Below are 16776 nucleotides of genomic sequence, written 5' to 3'. Positions count from 1 at the left end.
GCCTGCGTAGCGCCGCAGGCCAATCGCAAGCGCCCACATGTTGGGCACTTGCGTTACTTTTCTTCCTGCTTGGCCACCGGCGCTGGCGGTGGCCGCAGGCCTACCTCGGCGATCAGCTTGAGCTGCTGACCGTTGCGCATCACCTCGATGGTGATCTTTTCGTTGGGCTTGATGCGCGCCACCTGGTTCATCGACCGGCGGCCATCGCCCGCCGGCTCGCCGTTAATGCTCAGGATCACATCCCCTAACTGCAGGCCGGCCTTGGCCGCCGGGCCTTCGCGGAAAATGCCCGCCACCACGATGCCTGGCCGGTCCTTCATGCCGAACGACTCGGCAAGCTCTGTGCTGAGCGGCTGAACTTCGATACCCAGCCAGCCCCGGATGACCTGGCCGTGCTCGACGATCGACTTCATCACCTCAAGGGCCAGCTTTACTGGAATAGCAAAGCCGATGCCTTGCGAGCCACCCGACTTGGAGAAGATGGCGGTGTTGATGCCGATCAGGTTGCCGTTGGCATCCACCAGGGCGCCGCCCGAATTGCCCGGGTTGATCGCCGCGTCGGTCTGGATGAAATCTTCGTAGTTGTTCAGGCCCAGCTGGTTACGGCCGGTGGCGCTGATGATACCCATGGTCACGGTCTGGCCGACGCCGAACGGGTTGCCGATAGCCAGCGACACGTCGCCGATGCGAATGGTGTCGGAGCGCCCGATGGTGATGGCCGGCAGTTTCTTCAGGTCGATCTTGAGCACCGCCAGGTCTGTCTCCGGGTCGCTGCCGATCACCCTGGCCAAGGTTTCCCGGCCATCCTTGAGCGCCACGACGATCTGGTCGGCGCCGCTGGTCACGTGGTTGTTGGTCAGCAGATAGCCCTCGGGGCTCATGATCACCGCCGAGCCCAGGCTGGACTCCCAGCGGCGCTGCTTGGGCAGGTTGTCGCCGAAGAACCGGCGGAACTGCGGGTCTTCGAACAGCGGGTGCGAGCTCTTGTTCACCACCTTGGTAGTGTACAGGTTGGCCACCGCAGGCGCGGCCAGGGTGACGGCATCGGCATAGGAGACCGGGCCCTGCACCACCTGTGTGGACTGGGGCGCCTGTTGCAGGTTGACATCCTGGCTGGGCAAGCCGACCCACTCCGGAAAGCGTTGGATGATCAGGGCGGCGATGAGCACGCCAGTGAGCAGGGGCCAGCCAAAGTAACGCAGAGCCTTGAACATGAACGAATCCTGGAAAGAGCCGGGGCCTGGGGCCGCGCATTGGAGCGTGGGCGCGCGATCATACACCGGTTCCCCCAGTGCCGACGACGGCCCATAATGGCCGGCATTATACGGACCTTCGCCAGGCCTTGCGCCTGGCAGGCACCCAGTTTTTTCGAGGAGATTTCCCATGGCCGTCGCGCTGAGTACATTGGTCGAAGAAGCCGAGCGCTACCTGGGCAGCAGCAGGATCCAGGACTATTGCCCCAATGGCTTGCAGGTCGAAGGCCGGCCGCAGGTCGGGCGCATCGTCACGGGCGTGACCGCCAGCCAGGCCTTGCTCGATGCGGCCGTAGAGGCTCTAGCCGATCTCGTGCTGGTGCACCATGGTTATTTCTGGAAGGGGGAAAACCCCTGCATCACCGGCATTCGCCAGCGACGCCTGAAAACCCTGCTGAACAACGACATCAGCCTGCTGGCCTTTCACCTGCCGCTCGACGTCCACCCGGAAGTGGGCAACAACGTGCAGCTGGCGCAACAGCTTCAGATCACCGTCGAGGGCCCGCTGGATCCAGAAAACCCCAAGGTAGTCGGGCTGGTCGGGTCGCTGGCCCAACCCATGACTGCCCGCGATTTCGCCCGACGCGTGCAGGATGTGCTGGGGCGTGAGCCATTGCTGGTCGAAGAAGACAGGGTCGTTCGTCGTGTAGGGTGGTGCACCGGCGGCGGGCAGGGCTACATCGACACCGCGATCGCCGCCGGGGTGGACTTGTACCTGACCGGCGAAGCGTCGGAACAGACCTACCACAGCGCCCGCGAAAACGGCGTGAGCTTCATCGCCGCAGGACACCATGCGACCGAGCGTTACGGGGTGCAGGCATTGGGCGATTACCTGGCACGGCGTTTTGCCGTGGAGCACCTGTTCATCGATTGCCCCAATCCGATCTGACCGGCCTGTCGGCGCAGGCCAGATGATGGATCAGCGGGCTTGAGCGCCAACCCGCAGCCCAAACCCGCAGTCATATGGTTAGACGCTTTCGATCTATCCAGGCGTCTAAATAGAATCATCTGCTGTGATAGAGTGGCTCGCTCGAACACGGCCCGCTGGCCGTCCATAAGATCGTTTTTCGTGAGTAGCCATGGTCGACAAACTGACGCACTTGAAACAGCTGGAGGCGGAAAGCATCCATATCATCCGCGAGGTGGCCGCCGAGTTCGACAACCCGGTCATGCTGTACTCGATCGGCAAGGATTCCGCCGTGATGCTGCACCTGGCGCGCAAGGCTTTCTTCCCGGGCAAGCTGCCGTTCCCGGTGATGCACGTCGACACCCAGTGGAAATTCCAGGAGATGTACCGCTTCCGCGACAAGATGGTCGAGGAAATGGGGCTCGACCTGATCACCCACGTCAACCCAGAGGGTGTGGCGCAGGGCATCAACCCGTTCACCCATGGCAGCGCCAAGCACACCGACATCATGAAGACCCAGGGCCTCAAGCAGGCACTGGACAAGCATGGCTTCGATGCCGCTTTCGGTGGCGCCCGCCGCGACGAAGAAAAGTCGCGAGCCAAGGAACGCGTGTACTCCTTCCGTGACAGCAAGCACCGCTGGGACCCGAAGAACCAGCGCCCTGAGCTGTGGAACGTCTACAACGGCAAGGTCAACAAGGGCGAGTCCATTCGTGTGTTCCCTCTGTCGAACTGGACCGAGCTGGACATCTGGCAGTACATCTACCTTGAAGGCATCCCGATCGTGCCGCTGTACTTCGCCGCCGAGCGCGAAGTCATCGAGAAGAATGGCACCCTGATCATGATCGACGACGAGCGCATCCTCGAGCACCTGTCCGAGGAAGAGAAAGCCCGTATCGTCAAGAAAAAGGTGCGTTTCCGTACCCTGGGCTGCTACCCGTTGACGGGCGCCGTGGAGTCCGAAGCCGAGACGCTCACCGACATCATTCAGGAAATGCTCCTGACGCGCACTTCCGAGCGTCAGGGCCGGGTCATCGATCACGACGGCGCCGGGTCCATGGAAGACAAGAAACGCCAGGGCTATTTCTAAGCTTCAAGCGGCAAGCTGCAAGAGCAGTCGAACGCGCTGCGTTCGAACCTTGTGGATTGCCGCCTGCATGGCCCGCGAGCGCTCCAGAATGCCAAGTGGGTTGATCAACCTAATTTCTAACTAGTTGTACGCCGACAAGCTTGCCGCTTGAAGCTGACAGCTTGGAGCTTGAATGAGATGAGTCACCAATCCGATTTGATCAGCGAAGACATCCTCGCTTATCTGGCTCAGCACGAGCGCAAAGAACTGCTGCGTTTCCTGACCTGCGGCAACGTGGACGACGGCAAGAGCACCTTGATCGGGCGCCTGCTGCATGACTCGAAGATGATCTACGAGGACCACCTCGAAGCCATCACCCGTGATTCGAAGAAGTCCGGCACCACGGGCGAGGAAGTGGACCTGGCGCTGCTGGTCGATGGCCTCCAGGCCGAGCGCGAGCAGGGCATCACCATCGACGTGGCCTACCGCTACTTCTCCACGGCCAAACGCAAGTTCATCATCGCCGACACCCCGGGCCACGAGCAGTACACCCGCAACATGGCGACCGGCGCGTCCACCTGCGACCTGGCCATCATCCTGGTCGATGCGCGCTACGGTGTGCAGACCCAGACCCGCCGCCACAGCTACATCGCCTCGTTGCTGGGCATCAAGCACATCGTGGTCGCCGTCAACAAGATGGACCTCAAGGGCTTCGATGAAGGCGTCTTCGAGTCGATCAAGGCCGACTACCTGGCATTCGCCGAAGCCATCAACCTGACGCCGAGCAGCCTGCACTTCGTGCCGATGTCCGCGCTCAAGGGTGACAACGTGGTCAACCACAGCGAACAGTCGCCGTGGTACACCGGCCCGACCCTGATGGAAATCCTGGAAACCGTGGAAGTGGCGGCCGACCGCAACTTCACCGACCTGCGTTTCCCGGTGCAGTACGTCAACCGCCCCAACCTGAACTTCCGTGGTTTCGCAGGCACCCTGGCCAGCGGCGTGGTGCACAAGGGCGATGAAGTCGTCGTGCTGCCGTCGGGCAAGAGCAGCCGGGTGAAGTCCATCGTCACCTACGAAGGCGAGCTGGAAAGCGCAGGCCCGGGCCAGGCCGTGACCCTGACCATGGAAGACGAGATCGACATCTCCCGTGGCGACCTGCTGGTGCATGCCGACAATGTGCCGCCTGTGACCGACCAGTTCGAAGCCATGCTGGTGTGGATGGCCGAAGAGCCGATGCTGCCGGGCAAGAAGTACGACATCAAGCGTGCGACCAGCTACGTGCCGGGTTCGATTGCCAGCATCACCCACAAGGTGGACGTCAATACCCTGGAGAAGGGCGCTGCCAGCGCCTTGCAACTGAACGAAATCGGTCGCGTCAAGGTGTCCCTGGACAGTGCCATTGCGCTGGACGGTTACGAGAGCAACCGCACCACCGGTGCGTTCATCGTCATCGACCGCCTGACCAACGGCACCGTGGGCGCCGGCATGATCATCGCCCAGCCCGTACTGCCCCATGGCAGCGCCGGGCAGCATGGCAAGTCGGCGCATGTCTCGACCGAAGAGCGCGCCCTGCGCTTTGGCCAGCAACCGGCAACCGTGCTGTTCAGCGGCCTGTCCGGCGCCGGCAAGAGCACCTTGGCCTACGCGGTGGAGCGCAAGCTGTTCGACATGGGCCGCGCCGTTTACGTACTCGACGGGCAGAACCTGCGCCATGACCTGAACAAGGGCCTGCCACAGGATCGCGCTGGCCGTACCGAGAACTGGCGCCGCGCCGCCCATGTGGCGCGCCAGTTCAACGAAGCCGGCTTGCTGACCCTGGCCGCGTTCGTGGCCCCGGATGCCGAAGGCCGTGAGCAAGCCAAGGCGCTGATCGGCAAGGACCGCCTGGTGACCGTCTACGTCCAGGCCTCGCCACTGGTCTGCCGCGAACGCGATCCGCAGGGCCTGTATGCAGCCGAAGGTGACAACATTCCAGGCGAAAGCTTCCCGTTCGATGTACCGCTGGACGCCGATCTGGTCATCGATACCCAGGCCACCAGCGTGGAAGAAGGGGTCAAGCTCGTGCTGGATGTGTTGAGGCAGCGTGGGGCGATCTGACGGCGTTTGACGCTTAGGCTTTATTGCGAGCTACGCTCGCTCCTACGGGTTTTACTTTCCTGCAGGAGCGAGCGCAAGCTCGCCACCTTCCATCTGCACCCAACGCTTGGGCCCCGCCAATATCGCCTCCTCGCTCAGCAAACATCCATTCAGCGCCGACTTCAGCGCATCAACGTCCAGCCGCTGGCCGATGAACACGATTTCTTGACGGCAATCACTCACGTTTTCATCCCATTTTCCCATGCTCGCTTGGCGCCGATAGGCTTCCAGCGGCCACTGAGGTTGCTCGACGAAGCGCCACCAGCGCCCTTGGTATTCCCATTCGAACCGGCCACCACTCAACGCTCAACAGCAACCCGATTTCAAACCCGGCTGGCCGGGCTGGCCGATCAGAAATCGCCTTTATCGCGCAGCAGGTGGCCGTTTGTCCCGGCTGTTCGAACAAGCTTCGCAGACGTAGTGGATGGAAGGACGCGTTCGCAGGGGTACGGAATCCTCGCAGTCAGCAGGGCGGGGAACGCCGGGATGGGCGCCACACTAGGTGCTCGAGCGCAGGCTTTGGTCACCGCAAGTCGGTGAACACCGGGAGTTGGTTGGAAGTGCGCCAGGCTACAAGGGTTGCCAGCACCTGCTCAGCGGTTCGCTCATAGGCGGGATCAAGGGGGTAGATCAGGTCTGAACCGTCGGGATGGTCTACAGCCTCGATGGAAATGTTCGAGCTGCGCGTCTTGGTATGCTGTCGTTCCAGTGGCGGACATTATCGTTTGGATCAGCGTCAGGAAGTCGGCTGCGGTGTAGTCGACCAGGCGTTTGGGCGGGAGTTGCTCCACTGGCGTGGCGCGGCCGCAACACCTTTAATTGAGATCATGGCATTTCGCTTCAGGGCCGTGGTTGCAAAGCTCGTAGGATCTTGAACCCTCAAGGGTTTGATGAAACGGCGCACGGGGCGGCCAACCCTCTTTCATAGGATTCAATTGGTAAGTCCCGAACTGTTTTGAAAAGGTCGCGTCGTTGGCATAGGTGCTCCACAAGGCGGACTTGAAATCGGCAAATGTTTCAAACTGTTGGCCACGGAGTTTGGTCTTGATCTGTTCTGGCAGGTGTGTGTTCATTCATGACTCGCTGTAAAGGCAATAGTGTTTTTCGACTGGCGCGGATAGTGCGCGAGTAGTATTCATAATATCGCGCGGGGGGGAATGCTTTCCGGGGCTGACTGAATGTAGGTGAACGCCGAACCGTAGGATTTTTTCTGGGGTTTGGGATGGTGGTTGATAGGCCCTGGTTGTCCAGAGCCTTATGGCTTCAAGGAGTTTTGAAGCTTTCTTTTTCATTGGCTAATCGCCAAGCCTTGACAATTTCCAATACTTCGCCAGGTGCTCCGGTATTGCTCCCAACAGGCCTGAAGAATAAGTCGCTACCACTGGGATGCTCGGTAATGCGTTCAAAGTGCTCAAGTAGTGGGTCGAGTATACGGTCTGGCTCATCTTCGATCGCACGGTTTATCTCGAGTAAGAAGTCAAGGAATTCCTGTTCGGTATAATCGCGATAACTGCCTTTTAAGATCATGGCCTTTTCCCATAATGAATGCTGTTATGAATGAGAGGTGTCAGAATGACTATATTGTTCATGTCGTATACGCCACCATTTTGACTAATGGGGATCACATGGTGTAACTCATAAGATCGCTTGCTTTTGTATTCATCTTGCTTATCCACCCTGGGTGAATAGCCGTGCTTTCTCATTCGGCGAAGTTCTTGAGGGCTGAAGTGTTTAGACAAATCTGGGTCGTTAGCTATCTCCTTCCAAAACCGTCTTCTAAAAGCATCGAAACTCTTGAACTCCCTACCTCTGAGTTTATCCGCGATCTGAGCCGGGACGGGAGCACCTTCCGGGCGTCTCGCATCCTGGCGCCAGGTTTCGGAGGGGACGGCACCTGTTCCCACAGATGTACCCGACTCATACCTCGGACTTTTCAGCACTACCAACAGAGGCGGCAGCCCTGAATCCGCGGGGAACGTGACAATCAGCCGTTCCTGGTCCAGCAAGTCCAAGGCGGGATAGCTTTCCGCTTCGGGGGTAACAGGGTTCAGGCTGGACCCTGTGTACACAATGATCCCTTCTGGTACCTGTGGTAAACCGGTGGGGCCGCCCAACTCAGCCCCCGGTGGACTAGCCGGCGTCCAGGTCAAGGTGCGCTGCGGGTTCTCCAGCGCCACGATGTAGACACCTCGTGCGCTATCCCATCTGGCGGCGCGGACAGGGACCGAAGCGCGACCAGCTGTTATGTGCAACTTGAGGTCAGTACCTTCTTCGCTGCCCGATAGCAGGTACGGAAGGTCCAGTTGCGGTAATGACAAGGAAAGCGCTTCTAGGTCTGGACCCTCTGGCGGCACCAAATCTCTCAGCGGGATACCGATCAGGTATTGCCGGTCGCTGTTGCCCAGATTGGATGGCCATGCCAGAGACATGGTCGCGACAAGCGCCGTGGTGCCGGTGGCCAAAACACTGGCTATCGCTGTGCGTATTGCGGCTTGCAGGCCTGCATATGCGGTTGACAGGTTGCCGAACGAGGCTGACCCGATCGGCAGTACCAATGGCAACGAAGCAGCATCGCGGGCGGGGTAAGCATATGTTCGGCGCACGCGTTCTTCCTGCTGCTTGCGCATCGCCTCGGCCTGCTGCCTGGCTTTGTCTGCACGGCGTTCAGCTGCAAGTTTTCGCGCAGCTTTTTTTGCCTGTCGCTCTGCCAGCGCTTCCTTGACCTTACGTTCAGCTTCAACCCGCTGGGCTGCTCTGGCGGCCCTTGCTGCCTCCTTGGCCTGCTGAGCCTGCTCCCTGCGCAAGCGGAGCATTTCGGCTTTTTCAGCTGCCTCTCTGGCTTTGCGTTCTGCTAGGACCTTTCGTTGGGCCTTTTTTGCCAGTCGCTCTTCCCTGGGGCGTTCAATTGCCTGAAGCTCCCCAGGAACCCACTTGTGTATGAAGGCTTGCTCCTTCGCCCGGAGATCTGCCTGAGCTTTTCGCCTGGCTGCTTCCGCTTCGGCCTGCTGCTGAGCAGCTTGGTCTGCAGCGGCCTGCTGACGAGCTGCTTGCGCCGCAGCGGCTTGTGCCTCAAGCAGAGCGCTTTGTTCGATTGCATGTCTTGCCAACAGCTGCTCTGCAACCTGGGTACGTTCAAGCAGGTTCTGAGTAGCGCTTGCGTAACGCTCCAGAAACCGTATGGATTCGGTGAGCGACATTGCCAGGTGGTAGTCTTTCCACAACGGGCCGGCCCGACGGTTGCGTTGTTCATCTACAAGGTGCTGCAAAGCTTCTGTTTGCGGCTTGGACAGCGGGCTTGTGATCTTGGGGTTGGATGAGGAAAAGGCGGGGATGGCCTGGCGTTTGGCGGCGATCAACGCGTGCGCGGCGGCAAGGTGCGCGGCGAGGTTGTCGGTCAGCTGCTGCCCTTCCAGTCCAACGGTACTGACTATTTCGTGCTGGAGAAAACTTGGCAGGCCGTCGAATTGGATGGCTCTTTCCACGTGGATCTGGCCAAGCCTTCTGGTCACAACTTCAGGCAGGTCGATGCCGGGCTCTTCAAGCTCGATACGATCCAGCGCGGCAGCCAGTGGCGCAAGATCCGCCGCATGCACTGCCAGTGCGCTCGCTTTGAGGTGCAACCTGTAAGAGCCATCGGCAGACCTGTTCAGCCGTGAGTACAGTTCGTTGGCGAACGCCTCCCCTTTTTCTGTAAAGACACCCGGGTCATAGATCCGGGTCATCATCGAGTCCGTGCGCTTGTAGAAAGAGGGTGCCCCGTAGAAGCTCACAGCATCCGGCAAGTCCTGCAAGTAGCCCCTACGCGTGTCGCTTATCAGTTCCGTAAGCCGTCTTTGTTCCTCCTTCAACTGGCCGAGCGTGGTGGTTGCTGAGGCGCTTGCGGCCTCGGTTATGCTCGATCTCTGCTGTGCTATTTGCGCGGGCAATGCCTGAATGGAGGCGGCATACTTGGCATCATGGTCCTGCTCGATGCCCTTGCGCTCGATATCGAGCACGCGGCTGGGGGCTAGTTCGTGTGTGTCTATTACACGAGGTGGGCTGGTGCCACGTGGGCGCCCTGCATCCAAGCCCCAGCCACCGAAGCCGAATCCACCGCCTCCGCTGATTGGGGCCAGTGGCATCCGGTCCGGGGCGGTGTCGCTGATCCAAAGTGCCTCGGTCAAGTACAGCGGGGGGTGTACGTAAGTGGGTTCAAGTACAACGGGGTTGTTTTTGGCCATGTAGTCAGCTCCTGATCTCTACATGGCCAGCTTTTCGTAAGGCAACCTTCGCAGATATCGGCTGCCGGGTAATCAATCCGTAAGACACTTCCCTCGCGATGGAAGGGCGTATCTAGCGATGGTTCTCCCATACCGGAACCACGCGTCTTTCCTTCACCGCCTTATAGGAAAAACTCGAATAGATCTCCTTCACTCCCGGCAGACGCTGAAGCACCTCACGGGCAAATTCTCCGAAGGCCTCCAAGTCCCTGGCCACGATTTCCAGCAGAAAATCGTACCGCCCGGAAATGTTATGGCAGGCGACAATCTCGGGTATCTCCATCAGTCGCTGCTCGAACGCCAGCGCCATCGGTTTGGTATGGGAATCCATCATGATGCTGACGAAGGCAGTTACCCCGAACCCTAGCGATTTGGAGGAAAGCATGGCCTGATAGCCGGTGATATAGCCGTTCTCTTCCAGCAGCTTAATCCTGCGCCAGCAGGGCGAAGTGGTCAGCGATACCCTGTCGGCGAGCTCGGCGACGGTGAGGCGAGCGTTATTCTGCAAGGCCGCGAGCAGTGCGCGGTCGATGCGGTCCAAGGGTGCAGGCATGCTTTGCCCTCAAGTACTCACATTTATTGTTTTTGTTCCAAAACAGCGACGCTGGCTTGGTCATTTTGGAAAAATTCTGGGGTTGCCCTGGCATAAGCTTAGATCAAACCAACAAGAGGCTGTTGCCATGCGCGACTCCCGTCACGACAACGGTTTTTCAACGCGTGCCATCCATCACGGTTACGACCCGCTCGCGCACGGCGGCGCACTGGTACCGCCGATCTACCAAACCGCTACCTATGCCTTTCCAACCGTCGAATACGGCGCGGCGTGCTTTGCCGGTGAACAGGCCGGGCATTTCTACAGCCGTATCTCCAACCCCACGCTGAATGTGCTCGAAGCGCGCATGGCGTCGCTTGAGGGCGGGGAGGCGGGCCTTGCACTGGCATCGGGGATGGGCGCCATCACGTCCACGCTCTGGACCCTGCTGCGCCCGGGCGATGAGTTGATCGTCGGGCGGACCGTGTATGGATGCACCTTTGCCTTCATGCACCACGGCATCGGGGCGTTTGGCGTGACGATCTGCCACGTCGACCTCAACGATACCGACGCACTGCGCGCCGCGCTCAGTGACAAGACGCGCATGATCTACTTCGAGACCCCCGCCAACCCGACCATGCGGCTGGTCGATATTGCCGCCGTGGCCGAAGCGGTACGCGGCCGTGATGTGCTGGTGGTGGTCGACAACACCTACTGCACGCCTTACCTGCAAAGGCCGCTGGAACTGGGCGCTGATCTGGTCGTGCATTCGGCCACCAAGTACCTCAGCGGCCATGGCGATATCACCGCCGGCTTGGTGGTGGGCCGTCAGGCGCTGATCGATCGGATTCGTCTGCAGGGGCTAAAGGACATGACAGGGGCGGTGCTGTCGCCTCAGGACGCCATGCTGCTGATGCGCGGAATAAAGACCCTGGCCCTGCGCATGGACCGGCATTGCGAAAACGCCCGGCAGGTCGCCGAGTACCTGTCGCGTCAGCCGCAGGTGGAGCTGATCCACTACCCAGGCTTGCCGACGTTCGCACAACACGACTTGGCCAAGCGGCAAATGCGCCTACCCGGCGGCATGATCGCTTTCGAGCTCAAGGGCGGCCTTGATGCTGGACGCCGCTTCATGAATGCGCTGGGCCTGTTCGCACGCGCCGTGAGCCTGGGGGATGCCGAGTCGTTGGCCCAGCACCCGGCAAGCATGACCCATTCTAGCTACACGCCCGAAGAGCGGGTGCAGCACGGTATCTCCGAGGGGCTTGTGCGTTTGTCGGTAGGGCTTGAGGACATTGAGGACCTGCTGGCAGACGTGCAACAGGCGTTGCGCGCCTGCTCATGAGGTGCGAGGAAGCGCTACCCGATGCCTTGTCCAGACTGGGCGAGGGCATTCTGGCGGTGCTGGCGAAAGAGCCAGCGTATCCAAGAGGAGCGTCACCATGAAAGTATCTGCATACCCACTCGATCTGATCATTCGCCATGCTGGCGGAGATGACGATGAGGGCGGTCATTCCTGGCGCAAGCCTTGACCTGAAGGGCGTTCCCCGCCCTTGCAGGGGGCGCCTGGTCGATGTTGATCGTGCATTGAAAAAGGCCTCTTTCGAGGCCTTTTTCAATGTTCAGTGCTTCAGACCATAGCTCTCGTCGAGCATGCCCGGCGAGTTGGGCGTTTTCGGCGCGTAATCGCGCGGCACTTCGGCGGTATCCCTGGGCGGCGTCAGGCGACTGTGCGGGCCATGGGAGCTTTCCGAGTGCAGCGCTGCCAGCAGGCGTTGACGCGTCACTTCGTCCAGGGCCAGGTTGTTGGCGCCATCGGCCAGGTGATCTTGAACATCCTGATAGCTCTGATTGAGCTTTTTGACCAGTACGGCGGTGCTGTTGAAGTGCGTCACCACCTGGTTCTGGTAGCTGTCGAAACGCTGTTGGATGTCATCGAGCTGGCGCTGGCTGCTGCTGGGCGCAGCGTTGGGCAACAGGCGCGCCACGACGAAACCGACGACCACACCGATGACCAGGGCCAGGGTAGGCAACAACCAAACAAGGAGCGAGAGTTCCACGAGTCCTTCCTCTATAAACGGCTTTGCTTTACGTTAACGGCTCAGACCTGCGCTGTATACCGCGAGCGATCGCAAATCAGAACAGAATTCCTCACCTAGACGAATCGACCTCCCCCAAGGTCACGGAGTAGTGCCTTGCTTGTCCGCGAAACCCCTCTGTTCATCGACGGCCCCAGTGGCCCGCTCGAAGCCCTCTACCTGGACGTGGCAGACGCCCGTGGCGCCGTGCTGATCTGTCATCCCAACCCGGTCCAGGGCGGCACCATGCTCAACAAGGTGGTTTCGACATTGCAACGCACGGCCCGGGACGCCGGGTACGTGACCCTGCGTTTCAACTACCGCGGCGTTGGGCAAAGCGCCGGCAGCCATGACATGGGTGAAGGCGAGGTGGCTGACGCCCAGGCCGCGGCCGCCTGGCTGCAGGCGGCGCATCCCGGGCTGCCCCTGGTGTTGATGGGCTTTTCCTTCGGCGGCTTCGTGGCGACCGCCCTGGCTGGCCGCCTGGAAGCCGAAGGCACTGCCTTGCAGCATCTGTTCATGATCGCTCCGGCCGTCATGCGCCTGACCGATCAATTCCCCGTGCCGCAGCGGTGCCCGGTGACCCTGGTGCAACCCGATGCCGACGAGGTCGTTTCACCGGCGCTGGTTTACGATTGGTCCGACAGCCTGTCACGCCCCCATGAGCTGCTGAAAGTGGCAGAATGCGGACACTTCTTCCATGGCAAGCTGACCGACCTCAAGGATCTGCTGCTGCCGCGACTTTCGAACCGAGCCAAGCCTGAATAAGCGAACACCCATGACCACGCGTATCCTTACCGGTATCACGACCACCGGCACTCCGCACCTGGGCAACTACGCCGGTGCCATCCGCCCGGCCATCCGAGCCAGCCAGCAGCCTGGCGTGGACTCGTTCTACTTCCTGGCCGACTACCACGCCCTGATCAAGTGCGACGATCCGCTGCGCATCCAGCGCTCGCGTCTGGAAATCGCCGCCACCTGGCTCGCCGGTGGCCTGGATCCGGACAAGGTGACCTTCTACCGCCAGTCCGACATTCCGGAAATCCCCGAGCTGACCTGGCTGCTGACCTGCGTGGCGGCCAAGGGCTTGCTCAACCGCGCCCATGCCTACAAGGCATCGGTGGACAAGAACGTCGAAAACGGCGAAGACCCGGATGCCGGCGTCACCATGGGCCTGTTCAGCTACCCGGTGCTGATGGCGGCGGACATCCTGATGTTCAACGCCAACAAGGTGCCGGTTGGTCGTGACCAGATCCAGCACGTGGAAATGGCCCGCGATATCGGCCAGCGCTTCAACCACCTGTTCGGCCAGGGCAATGAGTTCTTCGCACTGCCGGAGGCGGTCATCGAGGAAAGCGTGGCCACCTTGCCCGGCCTGGATGGGCGCAAGATGTCCAAGAGCTATGACAACACCATCCCGTTGTTCACCAGCGCCAAGGACATGAAGGATGCCATTTCGCGCATCGTCACGGACTCGCGCGCGCCGGGTGAAGCCAAGAACCCGGACGACGCGCACCTGTTCACGCTGTTCCAGGCCTTCTCCACACCTGAGCAGTGCGCCGAGTTCCGAGCCGAGCTGGAGCAGGGCCTGGGTTGGGGCGAAGCCAAGCAGCGACTGTTCCAGTTGCTCGACGGCCAGCTGGCCGAAAAACGCGAGTATTACCATCAGCTGATCGCGCGGCCTGCGGACCTGGAGGATATCCTCCTGGCAGGCGCGGCCAAGGCGCGCGCCATCGCCACGCCGTTTCTGGAGCAATTGCGCGAAGCCGTTGGCCTGCGCTCGTTCCGCAGCAGCGTACAGGCCACGGCGAACGTCAAGAAGAAGGTCGCCAAGAGCGCGCGCTTCGTCAGCTTCCGCGACGAAGACGGGAGCTTCCGCTTCCGCCTGTTGGCTGCCGATGGCGAGCAACTGCTGTTGTCGCGCAGCTTTGCCGATGGCAAAAGCACAGGTGCCGTGAGCAAGCAGTTGCAACAAGGCGATGGGGTGGATATCCGCGCCGAGGGATTGGGCTTTGCTGTGTGGCTCAAGGATCAGCCGGTTGCCGACGGTGCGCCGTTCGACAGCGAACAAGCCCGTGATGCTGCCATCGAGCGTCTTCGCGCAGCGCTTGAGCCGCAACAGGACTGACCGACGGGTGGGAGGTATCCGCCCACTGGTACTGTGATCAGGGTAGCCTCATCGGGTCTCTGGTGCCGGTATGAGGCATATTGACGCAAGTCGCATTGCCATTAGGCGGGCCGCTCGCTACAGTGACGGCCCGTTTTTTGTTGCCTCGCTAACGAATCATGACTCCCCTAGAACGCTATCAAGCAGATCTGAAACGTCCCGATTTCTTTCATGACGCGGCGCAGGAAACTGCGGTGCGTCACCTGCAGCGCCTGTACGACGACCTGGTGCAGGCCCAGAACAACAAGCCGGGTGTATTCGGCAAGTTGTTCGGCAAGAAGGAGCAGACCCCGGTCAAGGGCCTGTACTTCTGGGGCGGGGTAGGGCGAGGCAAGACCTACCTGGTCGACACCTTCTTCGAAGCGCTGCCGTTCAAGCAGAAGATGCGCACGCACTTCCACCGCTTCATGAAGCGTGTCCACGAGGAGATGAAAACCCTAAAGGGCGAGAAGAATCCCCTGACCATCATTGCCAAGCGCTTCAGCGATGAGGCCAAGGTGATCTGCTTCGACGAGTTCTTCGTCTCGGACATCACCGACGCCATGATCCTGGGCACCTTGATGGAGGAGCTGTTCAAGAACGGCGTTTCCCTGGTGGCCACTTCCAACATCGTGCCGGACGGCCTCTACAAGGATGGCCTGCAGCGTGCGCGCTTCCTGCCGGCCATCGCCATGATCAAGCAGTACACCGATGTAGTGAACGTCGACAGCGGTGTCGATTATCGCCTGCGCCACCTGGAGCAGGCCGAACTGTTCCATTACCCGCTCGACGAGGCGGCGCAGCAGAGCATGCGTGCCAGCTTCAAGGCGCTGACGCCCGAGTGCACGGCAGCGGTCGAGAACGACGTGTTGATGATCGAGAACCGTCCCATTCATGCGCTGCGCACCTGCGACGATGTGGCCTGGTTCGACTTCCGCGCCTTGTGCGATGGGCCGCGAAGCCAGAACGACTACATCGAACTGGGCAAGATCTTCCATGCGGTCCTGCTGAGCAACGTCGAGCAAATGGGCGTGGCAAGCGATGACATCGCGCGTCGCTTCATCAACATGGTCGACGAGTTCTATGACCGTAACGTCAAGCTGATCATCTCGGCCGAAGTGGAACTCAAGGACCTGTACACCGGTGGGCGCTTGAGCTTCGAGTTTCAGCGCACGCTGAGCCGACTGCTGGAAATGCAGTCTCATGAATTCCTGTCCCGCGCGCACAAGCCTTGAAAACCTGGGGCTGCCTTGCAGCCCATCGCCTAACTGCCGGCGATGGGCTGCAAGACAGCCCGATTGCGCTCAGGCCTCTTGCATGAACTGCTGGCGATACTGATTCGGTGACAGGTCGGTGTGCTGGCGAAACAGCCGGGCGAAGAAGCTGGCATCGTCATAGCCCACCTCGTAACTGATGGTCTTGATGCTCTTGCGCGTGCTCGACAACAGCCCCTTGGCCGTCTCGATGCGCAAGCGTTGCAGGTAATGCAGCGGCTTGTCCCCGGTTGCGCCCTGGAAACGGCGCATGAAATTGCGAATGCTCATGCCGTGGTTGCGGGCTACGTCCTCGAAGCGAAACTTGTCGGCGAAATGCTCTTCCAGCCAGTGCTGAATCTGCAGGATGATCAGGTCCTGGTGCAGCTTCTGGCCGCCAAAGCCCATGCGTCCCGGCGTGTAGTTGCGCTGCACCTCGTACAGGATGTCGCGCGACACGGCCCGCGCCACATTGGCCCCGCAGAAGCGCTCGATCAGGTAGATGTACAGGTCGCAGGCTGACGTGGTGCCGCCAGCGCAGTACAGATTGTCCGCATCGGTCAGGTGTTTGTCCTGGGTCAGGCGTACGTGTGGGAAGCGCTCGGCAAAACTGTCGAAGAAACGCCAGTACGTGGTCGCTTCCTTGCCGTCGAGCAGGCCTGACTCGGCCAGCCAGAACACGCCGCTGGCCTCTGCACACAGCACGGCGCCCCGCGCATGCTGTGCCTGCAGCCAGGGCAGCACCTGCGGATAACGTTGCAACAGGTTGTCAAAATCGTCCCAGAACGCCGGAAGGATGATCACATCGGCATCATCCAGGCCGCCGTCCACCGGCAGCTGCACGTTGCTGAAGCTCTCTACCGGCAACCCGTCAGGGCTGACCAGGTGGATCTCGAACATGGGTTGCAAGCCCAGGCCAAGCTGCTTGCCGTAGCGCAAGCTGGCCAGGTGAAAGAAGTCCTTGGCCTGCATCAAGGTCGAAGCGAATACCTTGTCAATGGCCAGGATGCTGACGCGCCGCAACGACGCGGAGGGTTGGGTAAACATCATTGTCATTGTTCTTATAGGATGGAGTGGTCAATCACTGGCTGGATCGTCTTATTTTTTACGGGTCATGTCTAGCCTGGTAGACAGCGCCGC

General features: G+C 60.5%; 16 protein-coding genes. 7 read left to right on the top strand and 9 right to left on the bottom strand.

All coding sequences use genetic code 11. The features are described from left to right. Positions 1–53: 53 nt before the first annotated feature. Positions 54–1214: a Do family serine endopeptidase AlgW gene (algW, locus tag FH041_RS13280; protein WP_027914460.1), complete on the bottom strand. Its 1161-nt coding sequence runs from the start codon at positions 1212–1214 to the stop codon at positions 54–56. Positions 1215–1383: 169 nt separating this feature from the next. On the opposite strand from algW, the gene FH041_RS13275 reads away from it, so the two are divergent. From FH041_RS13275 to cysN, 3 genes are all read left to right on the top strand, one after another. Continuing rightward, on the top strand, positions 1384–2142 hold the full coding sequence (locus tag FH041_RS13275; protein ID WP_140174689.1) for a Nif3-like dinuclear metal center hexameric protein: 759 nt from the start codon (positions 1384–1386) through the stop codon (positions 2140–2142). Positions 2143–2332: 190 nt separating this feature from the next. Beyond that, positions 2333–3250 carry a sulfate adenylyltransferase subunit CysD gene (cysD, locus tag FH041_RS13270; protein ID WP_023534492.1) on the top strand — a complete coding sequence of 306 codons (918 nt, stop codon included), beginning with the start codon at positions 2333–2335 and terminating at the stop codon, positions 3248–3250. A 177-nt stretch (positions 3251–3427) separates the two neighbouring features. Further along, on the top strand, positions 3428–5329 hold the full coding sequence (cysN, locus tag FH041_RS13265; RefSeq protein ID WP_027914462.1) for a sulfate adenylyltransferase subunit CysN: 1902 nt from the start codon (positions 3428–3430) through the stop codon (positions 5327–5329). A gap of 51 nt (positions 5330–5380) precedes the next feature. On the opposite strand, the gene FH041_RS13260 is transcribed toward cysN, so the two are convergent. The 6 genes from FH041_RS13260 to FH041_RS13235 all read right to left on the bottom strand — a co-directional run bounded on the left by FH041_RS13260 (position 5381) and on the right by FH041_RS13235 (position 10180). Continuing rightward, complete coding sequence (locus FH041_RS13260; RefSeq protein WP_028687193.1) at positions 5381–5671, bottom strand: GTP-binding protein; 291 nt, start codon at positions 5669–5671, stop codon at positions 5381–5383. A gap of 220 nt (positions 5672–5891) precedes the next feature. Next, positions 5892–5999 (bottom strand): hypothetical protein, encoded by a 108-nt coding sequence (locus FH041_RS23015; RefSeq protein WP_254286605.1) that lies wholly within the window; start codon positions 5997–5999, stop codon positions 5892–5894. A 184-nt stretch (positions 6000–6183) separates the two neighbouring features. Then, the gene (locus FH041_RS13250; RefSeq protein WP_104925867.1) at positions 6184–6441 is read right to left on the bottom strand and encodes an S-type pyocin; all 258 of its coding nucleotides are present in this window, start codon (positions 6439–6441) and stop codon (positions 6184–6186) included. A gap of 190 nt (positions 6442–6631) precedes the next feature. Next, a complete protein-coding gene (locus tag FH041_RS13245) occupies positions 6632–6895 on the bottom strand; it encodes a bacteriocin immunity protein (protein WP_028687194.1) in 264 nt (87 codons plus the stop codon). Further along, positions 6892–9588 carry an S-type pyocin domain-containing protein gene (locus FH041_RS13240; protein WP_050437991.1) on the bottom strand — a complete coding sequence of 899 codons (2697 nt, stop codon included), beginning with the start codon at positions 9586–9588 and terminating at the stop codon, positions 6892–6894. The genes FH041_RS13245 and FH041_RS13240 overlap by 4 nt, the downstream gene beginning before the upstream one ends. Positions 9589–9700: 112 nt before the next feature. Continuing rightward, positions 9701–10180 (bottom strand): Lrp/AsnC family transcriptional regulator, encoded by a 480-nt coding sequence (locus tag FH041_RS13235; protein ID WP_028687195.1) that lies wholly within the window; start codon positions 10178–10180, stop codon positions 9701–9703. A 127-nt stretch (positions 10181–10307) separates the two neighbouring features. On the opposite strand from FH041_RS13235, the gene FH041_RS13230 reads away from it, so the two are divergent. Further along, positions 10308–11504 (top strand): methionine gamma-lyase, encoded by a 1197-nt coding sequence (locus tag FH041_RS13230; RefSeq protein WP_140174687.1) that lies wholly within the window; start codon positions 10308–10310, stop codon positions 11502–11504. A gap of 277 nt (positions 11505–11781) precedes the next feature. On the opposite strand, the gene FH041_RS13225 is transcribed toward FH041_RS13230, so the two are convergent. Further along, positions 11782–12219, bottom strand: coding sequence for a YhcB family protein (locus FH041_RS13225; protein ID WP_023534478.1), 438 nt, complete (start codon positions 12217–12219; stop codon positions 11782–11784). A 135-nt stretch (positions 12220–12354) separates the two neighbouring features. Here FH041_RS13225 and FH041_RS13220 point away from each other — a divergent pair, with 135 nt between their 5' ends. The 3 genes from FH041_RS13220 to zapE all read left to right on the top strand — a co-directional run bounded on the left by FH041_RS13220 (position 12355) and on the right by zapE (position 15618). Next, the gene (locus FH041_RS13220; protein ID WP_027914465.1) at positions 12355–13005 is read left to right on the top strand and encodes an alpha/beta hydrolase; all 651 of its coding nucleotides are present in this window, start codon (positions 12355–12357) and stop codon (positions 13003–13005) included. 10 nt (positions 13006–13015) lie between these two features. Further along, positions 13016–14365 (top strand): tryptophan--tRNA ligase, encoded by a 1350-nt coding sequence (locus FH041_RS13215; RefSeq protein WP_140174685.1) that lies wholly within the window; start codon positions 13016–13018, stop codon positions 14363–14365. Positions 14366–14523: 158 nt separating this feature from the next. Then, entirely contained in the window at positions 14524–15618 is a 1095-nt protein-coding gene (gene zapE, locus FH041_RS13210; protein ID WP_027914467.1) for a cell division protein ZapE, read from the top strand. 69 nt (positions 15619–15687) lie between these two features. Here zapE and FH041_RS13205 read toward each other — a convergent pair whose 3' ends face one another. Further along, positions 15688–16584 carry a GlxA family transcriptional regulator gene (locus tag FH041_RS13205; RefSeq protein WP_162832347.1) on the bottom strand — a complete coding sequence of 299 codons (897 nt, stop codon included), beginning with the start codon at positions 16582–16584 and terminating at the stop codon, positions 15688–15690. Between the last annotated feature and the right edge of the window lie 192 nt (positions 16585–16776).

The organism is Pseudomonas sp. SWI7 (genome assembly GCF_006351945.1).
Taxonomy (GTDB): domain Bacteria; phylum Pseudomonadota; class Gammaproteobacteria; order Pseudomonadales; family Pseudomonadaceae; genus Aquipseudomonas; species Aquipseudomonas fulva.
Note: the sequence above shows the minus strand (reverse complement) of the source record. Positions and strands in the feature narration are given on the sequence as shown.